The organism is Thaumasiovibrio subtropicus, assembly GCF_019703835.1.
In the GTDB taxonomy this organism is placed as follows: domain Bacteria; phylum Pseudomonadota; class Gammaproteobacteria; order Enterobacterales; family Vibrionaceae; genus Thaumasiovibrio; species Thaumasiovibrio subtropicus.
Genome location: NZ_AP023055.1, coordinates 498,920 through 516,060, shown reverse-complemented (window position 1 = coordinate 516,060; position 17,141 = coordinate 498,920). Strand labels below are relative to the sequence as shown.

Below are 17,141 nucleotides of genomic sequence, written 5' to 3'. Positions count from 1 at the left end.
TATAAAAACCAATAAAATCACAAAAACCAGTTGATCATCCAAATCATATCACTACAATCCGCTCTCTTTGCTTTATAAGATTGAGTTATATGATAGATACTACCATCCTGCCGATGTATCTCACTGCTGTCATCGCCTTACTCCTCATCCCGGGTCCAGATATGCTGTTGATTGCCAGCTCTAGCCTCAGCTATGGTAAAAAAGTCGGTTTGTCCGCTAGCCTTGGTAATGCCACTTCAGGCATCATCCTTTCCCTTCTTGCCGCACTAGGGATTTCTGTCATCGTTGAGGCAGCACCCATTACGCTCGATATTCTACGTCTTATTGGCGGTGCTTACTTAATGAAAATGGCTTGGGATTCATTTCGCACTGAGGTCACAGAGTGTACTTCCGAGCTTGGTGAAAAACTCGCAGGTCGTCTCTACAAACGTGCGATGTTAAGTAACTTACTCAACCCAAAAGCACTGCTGTTCTTTATTCTGTTCTTGCCGCAATTTGTATCGACAGACATTGCAACCTCAGCGGGCGTCCAACTTCTTTCTCTGGGTCTACTTCTCAATGTACTGGGACTGACATTTAATATCTTACTTGTACTTTTAGCCAGCCAACTCGGTAAGCCATTGCTACAAAATGCCCGCTTTAGAAACTTACAGCACAAACTCATGGGGGCTGTCTTTTTAATATTAGCTATTGGGCTATTGACAGCACAGATTGGAAGCTAAGTAATCGTGCCAGAGAGTTAACCTCTGGCTTTAGCTTAAACTTACCCCACCAATAAAAACAATATGCATTTCCTATAATTATAACTGACTAACCATTCATAAAGAATAAATTAGATGCATCTCCAACCGTAAAGATAAAACTCAATGTAATTGTTAACCAATGACACAAGTTGTTTTTCAATCATTTCATTAGCCATAAAATATTAGCGCTAAATAATTATCTTTGGAGCTCTTATGAAAAACAGCGTCTTTGGCTTGCTGGCTATTTTTCTCATTGGTTGTAACAGTAGTTCAAACAAAAGTACAGCGCCCCCAGAATTACCTGAAGTCCCACAACCAAAACCTCCCTCGATTGCGGTGACAAGTGACGATGTTGCCTCAGTTTGGCATCCTGGAGTAAAAGACCCAAAAAGCTATCTCCATTACCAGATCAATCATTGGGAAAACAGTACAGAGCAAGGCCCATTTATCACGCTGACGGCAATCTCAGACAATAGCTTCATTTCGGATATAACTCACTCGCAGAGCGACACAAATGGAACTTGGACATTCGCAATGTTACCAGGCTACGAGCTTGAGCATGGCAGCCATGACACACGCTATGAGCTGAAAGCCTGCTATGACGAGACGTGCTCACAAGAGTTACTCAATTCTCCCATTGAGATCAAGGTCGACTACCGTGTCGATTTAGACTATGAAATTGCCGTCAAGCCTGAAATCAATTTTAGCCAGCTATGGGGCCGTAATGAGGACAACTTTTCTATAACACCGACCGTGTTTGCGGAAATATCTGGTTCCTATACAAACAATTTATATGGTCAACTTGTTGTTGAAAACAGTGCTGTGAATGAACACATTAAACTAGCTCATGTATCCGTCGGGTGGTCATCAAGTTTGGCTGTGTATGGGAATAAACCCAAAGAGCTTTCGTTTGATATATTTCCAGGTGACATTAAGGTCGAAATTTGCTTTGACGAGAGCTGCAAATATCCTCTTAAGAACAGTCCTTTAACCTTTCCGTTTAATATTACTCATCAAGACAAACACACAGCGCCGGATAAAGCCCTTCCTCTTACGGCTCTCAACCTCAACATGCTCTCTACTGAACCAACAGACGTCATCATAGAGGGGAGCTATGTTTATTTTTTGTCGAACCTACCATCACCAAAATTACAAGTGTTTGATTTAAACGCTCAACCAATAATACAGTTAGATTTACCACACGCAGTAGAAAAAACCGATGTTACCGTTGCTGAGAGCGGTATCTCGATTGCCATGACGCATGAAAATGGCATTCTTGTTTACCAGTTGGATAGCAACACCTTAGCGCTTCTCGATACCAAACACATTGAAGTGCCCTTTACCATCAGCGCCATGGCCCAAACAGAGCAATATTTATGGGCAATCTCAACCAATAGCCAGCAAGTTGCCTTGATCGCCTTAGACACTGGCATCATTAGTTATCCTATTACCTCGTCGCACCCACTGCTCGATGTCAGTGTTAATCCTGACGGCAAATTTTTAACTTTGTTAGAGAAAAACGAGAGCACAGGCACGCTTACCGTTTATGATGTGTCATCGGCAACCGAGCCAACACGACTAGGTGTTAACTACGTGAACAACAGTGAGTGTACCCAAACGCTTCGCTGGCTTACCATCGATACGTTTGCATTAGATTGTAGATATACCTACCAGCTCCAAACAGAGTCTTATCGACCGTTGGATTACCTTGGTGACATTGAGAAAATGCAAATCCAGTCAATTCACTATGCTCAATCACTTCGTGACATAAATACGGCAGAAAACAGCTTGCTAGTCACCGATGACAATCGCTACGCAAGTGTTCGCTACGTGAATCCTGAGACATTCAACAACGACACTATCTACACCTTGAATACGCTTGCTGATTCGGGTGAAAGCGTTCAAGTATTCCCTGTAGCCGCCACTGAGCGCCCTGATAGCTCCCTACTGATTTTCGGGTATCGTTTTGATAACGAACAGAAAGTCTATGGATTCTACCAAGCACATGTTGATCCAATTCCATAACCTGACTAGCTAAGTACCAAGACTGGCTTCATGCTCTGACTCAGCAATCTCCCCTTGTAACCAAGCCGAAAAAGTCGCTATTCGCTGGCGTCGAGGGGAATCTGGGTCAGAGAACAACCAAAACTTTAGTCCCGGTGTGATACCAATATCAAACGGGCGTACCAACATGCCCCGTTCAACATAATCACTCGCTAAGCTCTCAGAGGCTAAACAGACGCCATGGCCAGCGATCACCGCATTCATCGCCAGATCGAACGTCCCTACTTCCATCCACTGCACTTTGCTTTTATCCATCTCAATACCAGCCAGCTCAAACCAGGTTTCCCAAGGAAAGTCATTCGAATCGAAGTGAATTAACCAACACTGCAATAACTGCGCTGCTTCCGTGAAGGCTAAGTGCTCCGCAAGTAATGGTGAGCAATAAGGATAAACCGCTTCTTGCAATAACAACTCTTTTAACAACCCCTCTGAGTTTCCCATCTCTTCACCTTGCCAAATCGCCACATCGATCCCACTGTGACGTAGCGCTAGATCAGCGCAACTTGTCATGATTTTTATCGGGATATTGGGGAAATGCATGGAGAACTTCCAGAGTCTCGGCATTAACCATCGGGCCGCAAAGGAAGGGGGCACACTCACGGTTAACACACCGTCAATAGGCTCACTGCTGATTTGATTTAAACCACTGATAATATGTTCAAAGCCATGGGAAATCTGCTTGTACAGCGTTGAGCCCTTTTCCGTCAGCAGCATTTCGCGCCCTTGACGAAGAAAAAGCTTACACCCGAGCGCCTCTTCAAGTTGACGAATTTTCTGACTCACCGCGGCCTGGCTAACGAACAGCTCTTCAGCGGCTTTACTATAACTTTTTAGGCGTGCGGCAACTTCAAAATACCGGAGACCGGAGAGATAACGCAATCGAGAGTCCATAACTATAACTTATATTACCTATGAGTATTGATTGTTGGTTTGATCATCATTCTCACTTCATAGTAACGAGAATGGTTACCAATAGACAAGCTTGAGAAGGAGTTCAGCGATGAAAATTGCACTGCGTTGGGGAATGAACTTAGAGGTATTTTTCTTTAACTATCACTTTAAATGGGGGCTTGGAGATACTCTAACTGAGAATGAGGGCAGCGTGCTTCCTCCGCTATCGGCGCACCTTGAACGCGATCTGGGCATTCATCGCAAACGTGATGATGCGCGAGACTATACAAAATACCTATAAGTTAAGATTATTGTGCTTTGCATAGCGTCTTTTGCGTCTCGTCCTCTGTCGCGTCAAACAGAGCATCACTGACAAGCCCAAGAAAATTTCACTAATCTAGATTTTTTAATAGCAAGGGGATCCCCCTGAAAGTCTTCTCGCCTACTCGGGTCTATCTCTGTACCCAGCTTGAGGTGTTAAGACGATGACTCGACTAAACAGACGTTGGATAGCCGTCAACTTTGCGTTGATTGTTACCACCCAGATACTCAGCCTGCTCGCTTCCGTAAGTGCCGCGCAGCTCAATGGCTTTTCGCTCGACACAACCAGTATCCCGAGGAATGAAATCCTCAGAGGCGGCCCACCAAGAGATGGTATACCTGCCCTACTCTCCCCCAATTTCATTGAGAAAACAGCAGAACAAGCACCGTTGAAGCCCGATGATGTGGTACTTGGCCTTTTTCTGAATGGCATCGCTAAAGCCTACCCCATCAATATCATGAACTGGCACGAGATCGTTAACGATGAGTTTGAAGGAAAGCCGGTGATGATTAGCTACTGCCCATTATGCGGAAGTGGTGTTGCTTTCGAACGTGCTATTGCCAAGAATGAAGCCTCCGCCACACCAGCACTCAGCTTTGGTGTCTCTGGGCTCCTCTATAACTCCGATATGTTGATGTACGACCATCAAACAGAATCTCTCTGGTCACAGATAAAAGGGGAAGCGATATCGGGAAAACACCTTGGGATGCGACTACAACAGCTCCCCATGCAGATGATGCGCTGGAAACATTGGTATGCCCGTCATCCAAATACACTTGTTCTCTCCACTCAAACAGGCTTTTCTCGCAATTACGATGTCAACCCCTATGCGGGTTACGAAAGCCATGAGCGTCTCTACTTCCCTGTATCCGAAACCGTCCCTGACCGATATCATGCCAAGGCGTGGGTCTATGGACTCACCCTCGAGAACCAGTCTTTAGCGATACCACTATCAACCCTCAAATCAAAACAAGAGACAGAGTTTAGTTATACCCTTGACGATCAAATTATTGACTTCATCTGGCAGCCTGAAAGTGAAAGCCTGCTCGCCTATGACCAACAAGGCCACCCACTGCCATTAACTCCACTCTATTGGTTTGCCTGGTATACCTTCTATCCCGCAACCCTAGTCTATGAATAAAGCACGGAATAGAATTGTTAGTGTATATCTATTTCAGCGAACGTAACAAAAAACGGACAATCGGATCTTCATGCTCCGGAGGCGAAAGTACCCATGGCGCAATATGGGGAGGCATCACAATCTGACGTTGAAGCAGCTCATCAATGACGGGCTTATACTCAAAAGCCGTTTTTCCGACAAACAGACTGGCCAGATCCTCGGTTTGGTAACGCTGAAACGCTTCCTTCACACCATTAAGGTACAAGTAGTCCTTAGTAAACCCACCACCGCGATAAGCTCGGGTTGTCACCGTAAATGCGTTATCGGGACTCGCACCATGCTCTTCATGTAAGCACTGATAAGTTTCAGCAAAACGATGACCATTTACCATCATGTTCACCGCAATCACGCGCAACGCGAGTACTTTTAATCTTTCAATAGAACAGCTATCAGACAAGTACTCTGCCAGTATCGCCAGCCCTTCTTGCGTGTGCGTATTGCCGGGTAGCCCTAGTTGAAAAATACGTAAAGGCTGTTGCTTGGCATTGAGGGTTGTTAGCATGTGTACACCCAGTTCATGGGCTTGCAAGCTGCGGATATCCAGAGCGCTAAACTGTTGGCGCCGATTCACTTTTAAACGTTCCCCACCGACTAGCGCTTTCGCGACGAGTTTGTCATTCGCCGCCACTTGGCATTTCAAATGATGAAAGTCACAATAAGTCTTAAACTTGTCGATAGCTTGTTTGGCATCAAACATCACCAACGAATCATCGCTTTGCTCCGAATGACTGTGCAAGATGAAACGTGCATTGTTAATATCAACTTCCGAAGGCTGCCCATAGTAACGCAGTGAGTTGTAAAGAAAGTCTTCGGTCCCAATTTGACTTAGAAGATCTATTCTGACAGCGAGTTGATCAATGGTACGCCGGTATAATGCTCTAATGGCAGGGTCTTCAATGCGCTCCAAAGGTAATCGATACAACTTTTCTCGAAATGCGTAGGGATCAAGATCGAGTTGACGATACTTGAACACTGGCGAGTAACACCAAGGTTTAGCGAGGAAACGGCGCTTTTCAGCTTTTACATTGATTGGGTTGATATAAGAAAGCGTGTTTACCCCTTTAGCAAGACGAAACAGGGCAAGATCGACCGCGATCAATCCTGGCGGAAGGCCTTCCGATAACAACTTGTTGTAGCTTGTTTTACGGCGCATCGCCTGCGGAGAAACAAGCTCGGCTGAGTGGGAGCTAAGAACAGAACGCAAGCCCATCTCAAAGGCCTCTTTCACAATAGGAAAGATGGTCCCCGTATTGGCGTCACGGTAGACACATGGCAAATGTAAGCAAAAAATGACCGCACTTTCCAAGCTCTTCAGCCAATCATCCGCCTCATAAAGTGCACCGACGTTTGATGCACTCACCAAAGTATCGAGGTTTGGCAGCTTGATCGCGCTCAATTGCGTCTTCAGGTGACTCAACGATTTTTTTGCCCGTCGCTTATCCAAATACTGGGTTCCAATATGATAATTAGCGACTTCACTGTCACAATGAGGCGTCGAAGACAATACGTAGACAGGTATCGTCTGAAATTGCGCTTTCAGTTTCAACCATACCGCCTGAGCAATTGTGGCAAGTGCCCCATCACGTGTTTCTTTGGTGCCGTGCAAAGTAAAAACAATCGGTAAAGAAGCTACCATTTCGGTTAAGGAACTCGCGCTATCTTCGTGTTCAGAGAACGACAGCGACGCCTCTTCGACCACTGCAATACAGGGCGCATAGCTGTTGATCCGCAAAGAGAAATGGCCGGATTCTGATGTGCCATTGAAACATTCTCCACGCTCAATTGCGCTCAACATGTTGGCTGTACTAAACATCGTTTTCATGACTGTTTTCACTATTAAACACTTCCCAATATACTCAAACCACCTCAATATGCTTGTTCAGCGAGAGTTTCTAGGTTTGCCATCGAGGCACTGCTTTGAAGGTCTAGTCGACTAAATCAAGAAGCAGTAACAACGGTGGCGAGCCTAGAAAACTCGCCCTTCGGGAAGCGACTAGCGCCCCGATTTCTGCGTTTAAAGGTGTTCGAAAGGGGAAAGCCATTCCTTCACACCTTTGCCTTGAACTCGACGCGCTAGTCTGCTTCTGAATCCTGCACCTTGAGGTGGCTTGAGTATATCATCGTGGATTGTTTGTCAGTCCCAACAGCTTGTAAATCAAAAAGCATTCATTCTGATGATGAAAACATTTGATCGAACTCTACTTCGTTTTGGCCTACTATCGACACCATGCACCAGTGCAACATGCACTGTTTTTAAGCGGCTTTCTATTGGGCTAAGCCGATGTGAATGAGGTTCACGATGGACACTGAGTTACTCCGAACATTTATAGAGGTTTCGAAAACACGCCATTTTGGCAAAGCGGCAGAAAACCTTTTTCTTACCCAGTCCGCGGTAAGCTTTCGCGTCAAACAGCTAGAAGAGCAATTAGGCAATGCACTTTTTTCGCGCCAAAGAGGGAATATTCACCTTACCGTCGCGGGAGAGCGCATGCTGCCCTATGCAGAAGCCATTCTTCAAACATGGGGGCGTGCTCGGCAGGATGTCGCCCTGACCAAAGAAAGTAATGTACAGATTTCGATAGGTGCCGCTCCTCAGCTTTGGCAATTTGATACATTGAGCAACTGGATCAGTGATGTATACCAACAAGTTGATGGTCTTGCGGTGCGCTTGGAGTCCATCAACCGGCGGGATCTGTACCATAAACTGCTGGAAAAACAGATTGATATCGCGATTACCAGCGAACCGCCGAAAAGCGAAGAGATCAGCTCACGAAATGTTCAGCAGTACGCTCTCGTATTAGTCACGTGTCAATCAGGGTTAATGATGGAAGAGGTAAAATCACTGCCATTGGTCTACCTCGATTGGGGGGTTAAATTTGCGATTGACCACACCAAGTTACCGGCATTAAACCGAGCACCTGTTTTGCACACCCACTCACCCAAAATAGCCTTAGACTTTATTCTCGCCAATGAAGGGGTTGGCTATTTACCTGAGCCAGTAGTGCAGCAAGCGCTCATTGAGCAACGGTGTTTTGTCGTTGATGACGCACCAGTCATTGACCAAGGCATACACCTTGTCTGGTTAGATGAAAACCCGAAAGTTGAACAAATCAACGCTATCACCCATGTTGACATTGGGTTTAACGCCAAATTTGGATAGTAAATTATTGATATTAAATAAAAAAACGGGCCACTGGCCCGCTTCTGTTTTTTACCTGCTCACTGCAAAATTAGTGAAGTGGTACGATTCGTGTATCCGTGTGCGTAACACTGATGAGGTCATCGCTGCCATTGTAAGCATTTGCCGCATCAGGGTGCACCGCTTTCAGGTACTCAGCTAACGCATCTTGCTCTTTACCCGTCGCAGAGAAGTCAGACAATGCCGGATCGTTGGTCATCGCTGTTTCTAGTCGCACTTGGTTGTCCGCACAGTCAGTGCCTGCACAAGGGAATGGATAGCCATCACCACCACGTCCAATGTAGCCTAGCGTTACAAGTTTGAAGGTGCGATTCGCATCACCTTGAATTGCCCCGTCAGCAATCACAACATCATTACCGACAGTCAACGAACGAACGCGCTCACCCGCAACCGTGACAGCGCCAGATGTGCCATCAACAGCGCGTGCGGCTTGGGTTGCGTCAAAGCTAAAGCTCATACCACCGATTTGTGGGAATCGGCCGCCACCATAACCAGACGCATCGGTTGCATCAACTTCACCAATCGCATGTTCAATGATGGCTTTTAGCTCAGTCGCAGTCACATCCATTAAGACAAGATCATTATTAAATGACAGTGCGGTTTGAATATCGTATTTAGAGATGTCACCTTGTGCTTTGTTTGCAGCTGGGAAAGCGGCCGTTTGCTCGTAAGTGATATCTTCTGGGTTTGTTGACCCTGCAGGGAAGTAGCTTTGACCAATCTCGGCACGAATACCACCACCGTTCTTAATCGAAATAACCGTGTTTGCATCATGCTGTTGCGCATACCAAAGGTTAGCATCCGCCGTCAGGTTACCGAGGTTTGATTCCTGACCACGGACATGGGCGCGAATACCGTTCAAGAACACATTTGAATGGCCAAGAATCACACTCTCAGACGCCACCAACACATCCTTCATTGCAGTGACAACCGCTTCAACATCCGCATTCGCTTCACCACCTAACTCGTCTGCACGTGCCTGTGTGCTGAGTACTGGTCCACTCACTGCGCTATCGATCGAATCTTCAACTAATACACCGTCTTTATCGAACTCAACAATCAAACGGCCAAGGTACTTATAATCACCCTCAACGTTCACTACCGCTACAGGTTGATCGCTTGCCGACTTCAATAGGATTGGGTAGGTATCCGCAGCAGTATCGCCGGGCCACAACTCATCTTCCGTCGTGGCTAGCAAGGTATTTGAACCACCTGCAACAATGATATCGACATCTTTTAGCAAAGTGGCAAGTTGCTTTTCGACATTAATATTCTGCATATGCGCAAGGAGTACAACTTTATCAATGCCGGTCGCGACAACAGCATCCACTTCTTGCTGAATGATAGCCGCTAAATCGGCAATCTCATTGTTAGCTGGAAGCACAGTCACATTGCCCACAGAGGTGATAACGTCTTGCGTGGGTGTCGTCGCGCCAATCAGCGCAATTCTTTGACCGTTGACTTCAACAATGCTGCTCGCTGCCAACTTGTTTGCTACTTCAGACACAAGTTGTCCCGCCTCAGTGACATGAGGAGCTGTGTTTGCGTCAGCAGAAAAGTCTAAGTTCGCGCTCAAGTAAGGGAACTGCGCGCCCGGATAAGCATTGTCTGCGCCAAAGATAGTCGCGAACTCTTCTGGTCCACCGTCCATATCGTGGTTACCAACCGCTGATGCTTTCACACCCATGGCATTCAGCATGGCGATATCACCACGGCCGACACCCGGTACGTTAACACCTGCAACGTTTGCAAACACATCATCGTCACTTGCTGCATAACGAGAACCCGGAATGTAGTTGTCACCCGAGCTGACAAAAAGTGTGTTTTCAGGATACTGTTTAGTCAGAGCATCGAGGTTACGGGCAAAGTTGCCAGCGTTATCAAGCACACGCGAGTTAGAACCATCCATATCCGCGACATGCAATAGTTGCAGTTTGTAGTTTTCAGCGACCTTGACAGGCGCAGTGTCACTGTCAGAGTTACACGCAGTCAGTAACGTTGAACCCAGTGCAACAGTCATCGTCAAGCGAATAGCCTGAGAGAGTTCTTTCTTTTTAAACATTGATACTATCCTTAAAAACATTCCAATATATGCAACAGATCATCCGCTGGCATTTGATATTTCTATTCCAGCGAGGAATAGAGATGACAGTCGAATCATCGCAAGGTTTAGAAAAAGAAAACACTGGCTTTGACGAATATTTTATGACCGATCACCAAATCAACATAGAAAGAAAATATGCAGTTTAGGTACACTTTTAAGTGCATTTCATCGTATCAAAAAGAGACAAAGCAATGTTTACTTACACAATTAACATTTAGAATCTTGTTAAGGTTAGAAGCGATTTATGAAAGTATTATTAAGTGAGTCTTTCAGTTGCATTATTTAATCGCCCGTTTCCATTTGATTTAAAAACCAGCAGACAAAATAAGTAGGCATTAGTCATTACAGGCAGCAGCATCAACACATTAGGTATACTTTTATTGGCTCGCCCATTGGCTACAACCGTTGCCGGCAGGGGCTAAAGCGGTCTAGCGACGAAGAACAATACACATTGTGATAGCATCAAAAACCAAGCGGTACAGTCGTTTATGCCGACGATAACAGAATAGGTGAAGTCATTATAACGGGTTAATATACTAGTTCCCCCCCTTTAATACTGACCCTAAACGGTAATAATTTTTCTCGTGCAATCGATTTCAATTTTCCAAGCAGAGCATCCTTCGCTAAAAATTCCCAGTAATTATGTTAAGGGCACTACCTCCATTAATCTCAAAACGCCCAGAAAGTTGACATATACATATGCAACATCATATTAAAACGGTCAAAAAACCTCTCTTAACTGGATAACGACTTAGGCATCCCCAACAGAGAAATAATACTCTCAACTAATAGAATATTTTTATACCAATAATCAAAAGTAACCCAAATATACTCAAGCTACCTCGAGGTAACGGACTCAGGATTGAACTCGCGCTTCGAGTTCAAGTCAAAAATGCTCAAACCATTTGTCGTTTAAACACATTCACCGCATGTACCGGCGCGACATCATGAAGCTATCAAAACCTATGGCTTCTACTGCGGTTTCACATCACTTAACCAAGCGATGATAAGTACGAATCGGCCTTCCAACACTTCCATGCTGCAAATACGCGGTCAGCAAACCTTCTCGCACGGCGTGGTCTAAATAACGGCGCGCGGTGGTTTTACTGATTCCTGTTTTCTCTGATAACGACGCCGCACTGTGTTCTTCTGTCACAAAGCGAAAACAGGCCATCACTTGGTCCATCGTGTAAGGGTCGACATGGTTATTCGCTTTATTACGTTTCAGCGCGCTTTTTTGTCGGCGACTTAACAGCCTATCGAGGGATTGCTGATCTAAAGATGACTCTTCTAAGAGCTGCTTATCAAAATCGGCAAAACGCGACAGTGTTTCTTGAAAGCGGTGATAATTGATCGGTTTGATGAGGTAATCAAACACCCCTAAGTTAAGGGCTTCTCGGATCACCGCCATCTCATTAGCCGCTGACAGATAAATCACCTGAGCAGCCGCACCTTGATTTCGCCAGTGGCGAAGTAATTCGAGTCCATTTCCATCGGGCAAGTAGTGATCAAGCAACACCAAATCGGGGACAAGCGTATCGAATAGCACGTTTGCTTGCTGCACTGAGCCTGCAATACCGACCACACGAAACTCACAGAGACGGTGAATCAATTGGCTGTGCAGATCGGCAATCTCGTTATCATCTTCGACAATCATCACATTCAACATTGCACTCTCTCCTTCAGGGCTGCGATATAGATGGTTATATTCGTCATACCCGGCTCAGAATCAACTTCAATGTATCCCCCTGCTTCTTCGACATACCGCTTCACCAAATAGAGACCAATGCCGTGTCCTTGCTCAGATTTGCTGCTGACCCCCATCTGGAAAACGTGATTGACTTCATCAGCTGCGATCCCTATGCCATTATCCGTCACCGAGATAACAAACTCAGCCCCCTTATCGCTAATAAAGAGCTCAACACAACCTGCATTAGGGGCGCATGCCGTAAAACTGTTATCAATCAGGTTACCTATTACCGCACACAACGCCTCTTCAGATAGCCCGAGCGGCACGCTACTCACTGCGCTATCTTCTGCAACTTTAAACGTAATTTGCTGCTCTTGCGCGCGGTGGTATTTACCGATCAGTAGTCCCGATAGCATATCCAATTGACATTGTACGGCGAGCTGGTCGACAAGACGCTGCTGCCCGGCAGAATGGAGATCGATCAGTGCCAACGCCTTGTCGGTGTTCCCCATTTGGATAAGCCCACCTATGGTGGTGAGTTTATTAGCATACTCATGGCGCATGATCCTGAGGCTCTCCGTATGTTGGCGTATTTGACTCAATTGCTGAGTCAACAAACTGATTTCATCACGGAGCCGGAAACTCACCACACAGCCCCCTAGTGGTTCGCCGAGATGCACACGGCTTGCGATCACGGTTTTACCATTGAATTGCGCCATCGCATCAGAGATGTCGCGACTTCTCGCACTACAAAACCCATCTGATTGGATAACATCATCCACGTTGGCTCCAATCACTGAAAAAGGCGTGCCATTGCCTGTGGTCAGTTCCAACCAATGCGCGGCATTCCGGTTGCATTCGACGATACAATTTTGCTTGTCTATCGCAATAACCCCCTCATGAGTCGCATTTAATACAACACGTTTTAAATCGAGCATGCGCACTAATTGATCGGGTTCCAACCCTTGCATACCACGGCGGATCCAACGCGAGATGACAAGTGTAAATAAGCTAGAGAAAAAGACCGTAGAGATGGCGATAATGAAGATTGGCCACCAATGTACCCGCTTCCACTCAGTGAGCGTGTCAATGAGATACCCGACCTTGATCATCCCAACCACACGGCCATCGTCATCAACAATGGGAGAAATGTAACGCAAAGAGCGCCCTAAAGAGCCCACACTTTCCGACAAGTAATGTTCCCCAGACTGCAACGCCGCCTCGATATCTCCACCCATAATCGGCTCGCCGATTCTCTCAGCAATCGGGTGTGCCATGCGGTGGCCTTGCTTATCGCCAATGACAATGAAGTCAGCATCCGTCACGGCATAAAGGCCGTCCACCAACGCTTTTACCGCGTCTACATCCCCCACTGAGACAGCGCGCCGGAGCGTATCAAGCTCTGCAATTTGTCTTGATTGCACCATGGCACGCGCGGCCACCTCTTGTCGTAGAATCGTCATTGCTTTCGGCACAACGGTGAGCCACCAGACAGCGGCTTGCAGCAACAATACCGCCAACAGGCTCAACAGAATTTTTTTATTAAATGTCACTCGCGTACTCCTTACCGCGATAGGTTACCGCAAACCGCCACCACGCTCGTTGCGCACCCCTTGATTCTTTAACAGGATCACATCGTGGTTTTTATGGTGTTAATCCAACGTTTTATGGTGAAAAGCGGCCATTATGCGCTTTATCTCATCCAATATTTCACCGTTTCATGTCCTCAAAGCCAATTCTCATATTATTGATGGAACGCATTTTAAGAACCTGATTTAGCGCAACTTTTTATTCCAATGCTGGATTAACGTAACAGACAGATTAATTCATGAAGGAGTAAACGTGATGCAATGGCTGCAAACTGCGAACGCACGCTTGGGTCTCTTGGTGTTGTTCAGCACCTTGGTTTGGTTTATGCCGATACCCGATGGCCTCTCGGTCGAGGCTTGGCAAATGATGACAATATTTATCGCGACGGTATTGGGACTGATCATTGCCCCACTGCCATTGGGCGCAATGGCCCTGATCGGTTTAACGGCCACAACCTTAACCGGGTTGCTGCCAATTAAAACCGCCCTCTCGGGATTTTCGCACCCGACAATCTGGATGATTGCTGCTGCGTTTTTCATATCGCGCGGGTTTATTCAAACCGGCTTTGGACGCCGAGTCGGGTATCTTTTTATCAGCAAATTAGGTCATAGCTCACTCGGTTTAGCCTATGGACTGGTGCTCACCGACCTCCTCTTTGCGCCCGCGACACCGAGCACCACGGCACGTTGTGGTGGGATCATTTCCCCCCTCTTTCGCTCGGTCGCCGAGGCCTATGACTCGTCTCCAGAGAAAGGGACAGAGAACAAAATTGGTGCCTTCCTCGTCCAATGTATTTTCCAATGTAATGCCATCACTTGTGCCATGTTCCTAACCTCGATGGCAGGTAACCCGTTAGCAGCCAACTTTGCCGCAGAGCAAGGAGTGGAAATTACGTGGGGCAGTTGGGCACTCGCGGCCATCGTTCCTGGCCTGCTTTGCCTCGCACTTATCCCTCTAGTGATGTACAAGGTTTTTCCACCAGAGTTAAAGCGCACACCTGAGATGCGTCAGCTTGCGCAAGATGAGCTCAAAAAAATGGGTAAGATGACCCAAAGCGAGTGGATGATTGCCGCCACCTTTATCGGCATGGTGACACTCTGGGTGCTTGGCCCAACGCTTTCACTGCACGCCACTGTCACTGCACTAGCCGGGCTAGTGTTCTTACTCGTAACACGTACCATTCAATGGGATGACGTATTAAAAGAGAAAGAAGCGTGGCATACCATTGTCTGGTTTGCGGTGTTAGTCATGATGGCAGGTCAACTCAACAAGCTGGGTTTTATCAGCTGGTTTGGTGATGCGGTGGGCGCTTCAATGGCAGGATATGGCTGGGTGACGACACTTGCCATACTGTTACTGGTCTATTTTTACAGCCACTACTTAATGGCCAGTGCGATGGCACACATCAGCGCGATGTACTCCGCATTTTTGGCCATTGCTATCGGTGCAGGCGCCCCACCCTTGCTGGCAGCGGTAGTACTCGGGATGTTCAGTAACCTGTATATGTCGACCACACACTATTCATCAGGGCCTGCGCCTATCCTGTTCGGCGCTGGCTATATGTCTTTGAAGCAGTGGTGGAAGATAGGCTTTATCTTTACCTTAATCGTCATCCCGGTCTTTATGATTGTCGGTGGCGCATGGTGGAAATTGATCGGCTTATGGTAGGCCAATAGCAAACGGGCTGGCCGACTCGCCAGCCCTGTTGCATCACAGCAAGCCCAAACCCAGCCTGAGCATGTTGTTTTCTCACTGTCCGCTCAGCTAACCATCAGAAGCGGTAACCGAAAGTCGCACTCATTTGGTTCGCATCTTCATAATCGGTCGAAAAGTGGTCGCGCTTTAGATCGACATAAAAACGGTCATAGTGAAAACGTACGCCGACGCCAAAATAGACCCCATCATCGTCATACGTTGTGTCAAAACAATTATCACAGCTTTTCGTGCTCTCATCGTAAGAATAGAACCCGACTGTCCCATAGGGCTTTAAAGAGAATTTATCCCACTCGAATGTATAACCGATATCAGTACCGACTTTTATATTCGTCGCTTTATCAAGTGATTCATTCACATCAGCATCTTCATTCATTTCAGCAGAAATAAATAGACCGACATACTGATTAAAGTCATAGCCGTACTCTAATTTCAGCCCTGAGCCGTAATCACCACTGTCCACTTCAGTGATGCTATAACCTAGACCTACTCGGTGTTTGAAAATACTAAAATCTTCCACTCCAATCGAAGCAAGAGCGTTAAAAGATAATGCGCCTAACAAGGTAGGCATAATAAGTAAGTTAAGTTTCATTTTTCTCTTTTTAATATCAGATTATATAAAAAAGCACCCATCTTAAATGAGTGCTTCTATTCTCAAGCATCGTCAAAGTGCTTGACCAGTCACATGACCAATCGTACTTAGAATCGATAACCTAGACTAAATGATAGTTGGTCTAAATCATAGTTTTCCACTTCAAGGAAGTCTTTCTGAACCTCGATATAAACTCGGTCGTAATTTAATCGCAGGCCTAAACCGTAGTACACACCTGAATCATCGTACTCAGTTGGAATACAGCCGTAACCATAGCGACTATGTAGACAAATTTCGCCCGTCTCATCATAAGAGAAGAAGCCCACTGCACCGTATGGCTTCACTGACAGTTTATCAAACTCAAAGGTGTAGCCGATATCGGTGCCTAGTTTCCATGTCGTACCATCCGACTCCCAAGAACCAGTAGAATCAGAAACACTAATATCATCATTCTTTTCTGCAGAGACAAAAAAGCCAAAAATTTGGTTAAAGTCGTAGCCATAGGTAAACTTAAATCCATCACCATAATCATGGCCATCGATTTCAGAAGACGATTTACCAAGACCAATTCTGTGCTTATATTCTGGCTGGTATTCATGTTGATGTTCGTGACTATGCTCTGCCGCGTTGACAGCAGAAAAAAGTGTCATCAATGACACAGCTATAATAGTTTTTTCATTTTTAATCCATCGCCTATTACAAATGAGCATTTATTCAATGCCAACATTTAAGCCAATATTTAATTTCAGCGCGATATTACACAATATGAATCGCCGCATCAATGCAAATGACATTAATTATCATTAATACTTATCAGCAAGACAGTTTATTTTTAATTTTGGGTCATTACTAACTGAAATAACCCTAAGCGACCAAGAAACGCAGAATTCAAAAGCGAGCGCTTCGAGTGCGAAACAAGAATTGAAAGAAATAGCCTCCCCCTTTCAAAGACGTTTGATGTAGAGACCGGGCACTCAATGCTCTGCCGCTATCATGACCAGCAATGCACTCCCCGCCACAGAAACTATACTCATAAGGCATACTTAACTAAGG

At 46.0% G+C, this 17,141-nt stretch carries 13 protein-coding genes; 6 read left to right on the top strand and 7 right to left on the bottom strand.

The window, feature by feature from the left end; all coding sequences use genetic code 11:
- Positions 1-89: 89 nt before the first annotated feature.
- Both TSUB_RS18595 and TSUB_RS18590 read left to right on the top strand, forming a co-directional pair.
- The gene (locus TSUB_RS18595) at positions 90-722 is read left to right on the top strand and encodes a LysE family translocator (protein WP_087019024.1); all 633 of its coding nucleotides are present in this window, start codon (positions 90-92) and stop codon (positions 720-722) included.
- 234 nt (positions 723-956) lie between these two features.
- Positions 957-2,768: a YncE family protein gene (locus tag TSUB_RS18590; RefSeq protein WP_087019026.1), complete on the top strand. Its 1,812-nt coding sequence runs from the start codon at positions 957-959 to the stop codon at positions 2,766-2,768.
- A gap of 9 nt (positions 2,769-2,777) precedes the next feature.
- Here the strand turns inward: TSUB_RS18590 and TSUB_RS18585 are convergent, their stop codons facing one another.
- Complete coding sequence (locus TSUB_RS18585) at positions 2,778-3,698, bottom strand: LysR substrate-binding domain-containing protein (protein WP_087019028.1); 921 nt, start codon at positions 3,696-3,698, stop codon at positions 2,778-2,780.
- A gap of 109 nt (positions 3,699-3,807) precedes the next feature.
- Between TSUB_RS18585 and TSUB_RS18580 the strand changes: the two genes are divergently transcribed.
- Together TSUB_RS18580 and TSUB_RS18575 are read left to right on the top strand one after the other, a co-directional pair.
- A complete protein-coding gene (locus tag TSUB_RS18580) occupies positions 3,808-3,999 on the top strand; it encodes a hypothetical protein (protein WP_087016416.1) in 192 nt (63 codons plus the stop codon).
- Positions 4,000-4,183: 184 nt separating this feature from the next.
- Positions 4,184-5,161 carry a DUF3179 domain-containing protein gene (locus TSUB_RS18575; protein WP_087016417.1) on the top strand — a complete coding sequence of 326 codons (978 nt, stop codon included), beginning with the start codon at positions 4,184-4,186 and terminating at the stop codon, positions 5,159-5,161.
- Between the two features lie 28 nt (positions 5,162-5,189).
- On the opposite strand, the gene TSUB_RS18570 is transcribed toward TSUB_RS18575, so the two are convergent.
- A complete protein-coding gene (locus TSUB_RS18570) occupies positions 5,190-7,022 on the bottom strand; it encodes a flavohemoglobin expression-modulating QEGLA motif protein (protein WP_087016418.1) in 1,833 nt (610 codons plus the stop codon).
- 477 nt (positions 7,023-7,499) lie between these two features.
- Here TSUB_RS18570 and hdfR point away from each other — a divergent pair, with 477 nt between their 5' ends.
- Positions 7,500-8,360 (top strand): HTH-type transcriptional regulator HdfR, encoded by an 861-nt coding sequence (hdfR, locus tag TSUB_RS18565; RefSeq protein ID WP_087016419.1) that lies wholly within the window; start codon positions 7,500-7,502, stop codon positions 8,358-8,360.
- Positions 8,361-8,430: 70 nt separating this feature from the next.
- Here the strand turns inward: hdfR and TSUB_RS18560 are convergent, their stop codons facing one another.
- From TSUB_RS18560 to TSUB_RS18550, 3 genes are all read right to left on the bottom strand, one after another.
- Positions 8,431-10,461, bottom strand: a complete 2,031-nt coding sequence (locus tag TSUB_RS18560) for a bifunctional metallophosphatase/5'-nucleotidase (protein ID WP_159064756.1) — start codon at positions 10,459-10,461, stop codon at positions 8,431-8,433.
- A gap of 1,030 nt (positions 10,462-11,491) precedes the next feature.
- Positions 11,492-12,172, bottom strand: a complete 681-nt coding sequence (locus TSUB_RS18555) for a response regulator (RefSeq protein ID WP_087016421.1) — start codon at positions 12,170-12,172, stop codon at positions 11,492-11,494.
- Positions 12,166-13,746 carry an ATP-binding protein gene (locus TSUB_RS18550; RefSeq protein ID WP_087016422.1) on the bottom strand — a complete coding sequence of 527 codons (1,581 nt, stop codon included), beginning with the start codon at positions 13,744-13,746 and terminating at the stop codon, positions 12,166-12,168. The genes TSUB_RS18555 and TSUB_RS18550 overlap by 7 nt, the downstream gene beginning before the upstream one ends.
- Before the next feature lie 292 nt (positions 13,747-14,038).
- Here TSUB_RS18550 and TSUB_RS18545 point away from each other — a divergent pair, with 292 nt between their 5' ends.
- A complete protein-coding gene (locus TSUB_RS18545; RefSeq protein WP_192867811.1) occupies positions 14,039-15,451 on the top strand; it encodes an anion permease in 1,413 nt (470 codons plus the stop codon).
- A 103-nt stretch (positions 15,452-15,554) separates the two neighbouring features.
- Here TSUB_RS18545 and TSUB_RS18540 read toward each other — a convergent pair whose 3' ends face one another.
- Positions 15,555-16,088, bottom strand: coding sequence for a porin family protein (locus TSUB_RS18540; RefSeq protein ID WP_087016423.1), 534 nt, complete (start codon positions 16,086-16,088; stop codon positions 15,555-15,557).
- A 107-nt stretch (positions 16,089-16,195) separates the two neighbouring features.
- The gene (locus TSUB_RS18535) at positions 16,196-16,738 is read right to left on the bottom strand and encodes an outer membrane beta-barrel protein (RefSeq protein ID WP_221274647.1); all 543 of its coding nucleotides are present in this window, start codon (positions 16,736-16,738) and stop codon (positions 16,196-16,198) included.
- Positions 16,739-17,141 lie beyond the last annotated feature (403 nt).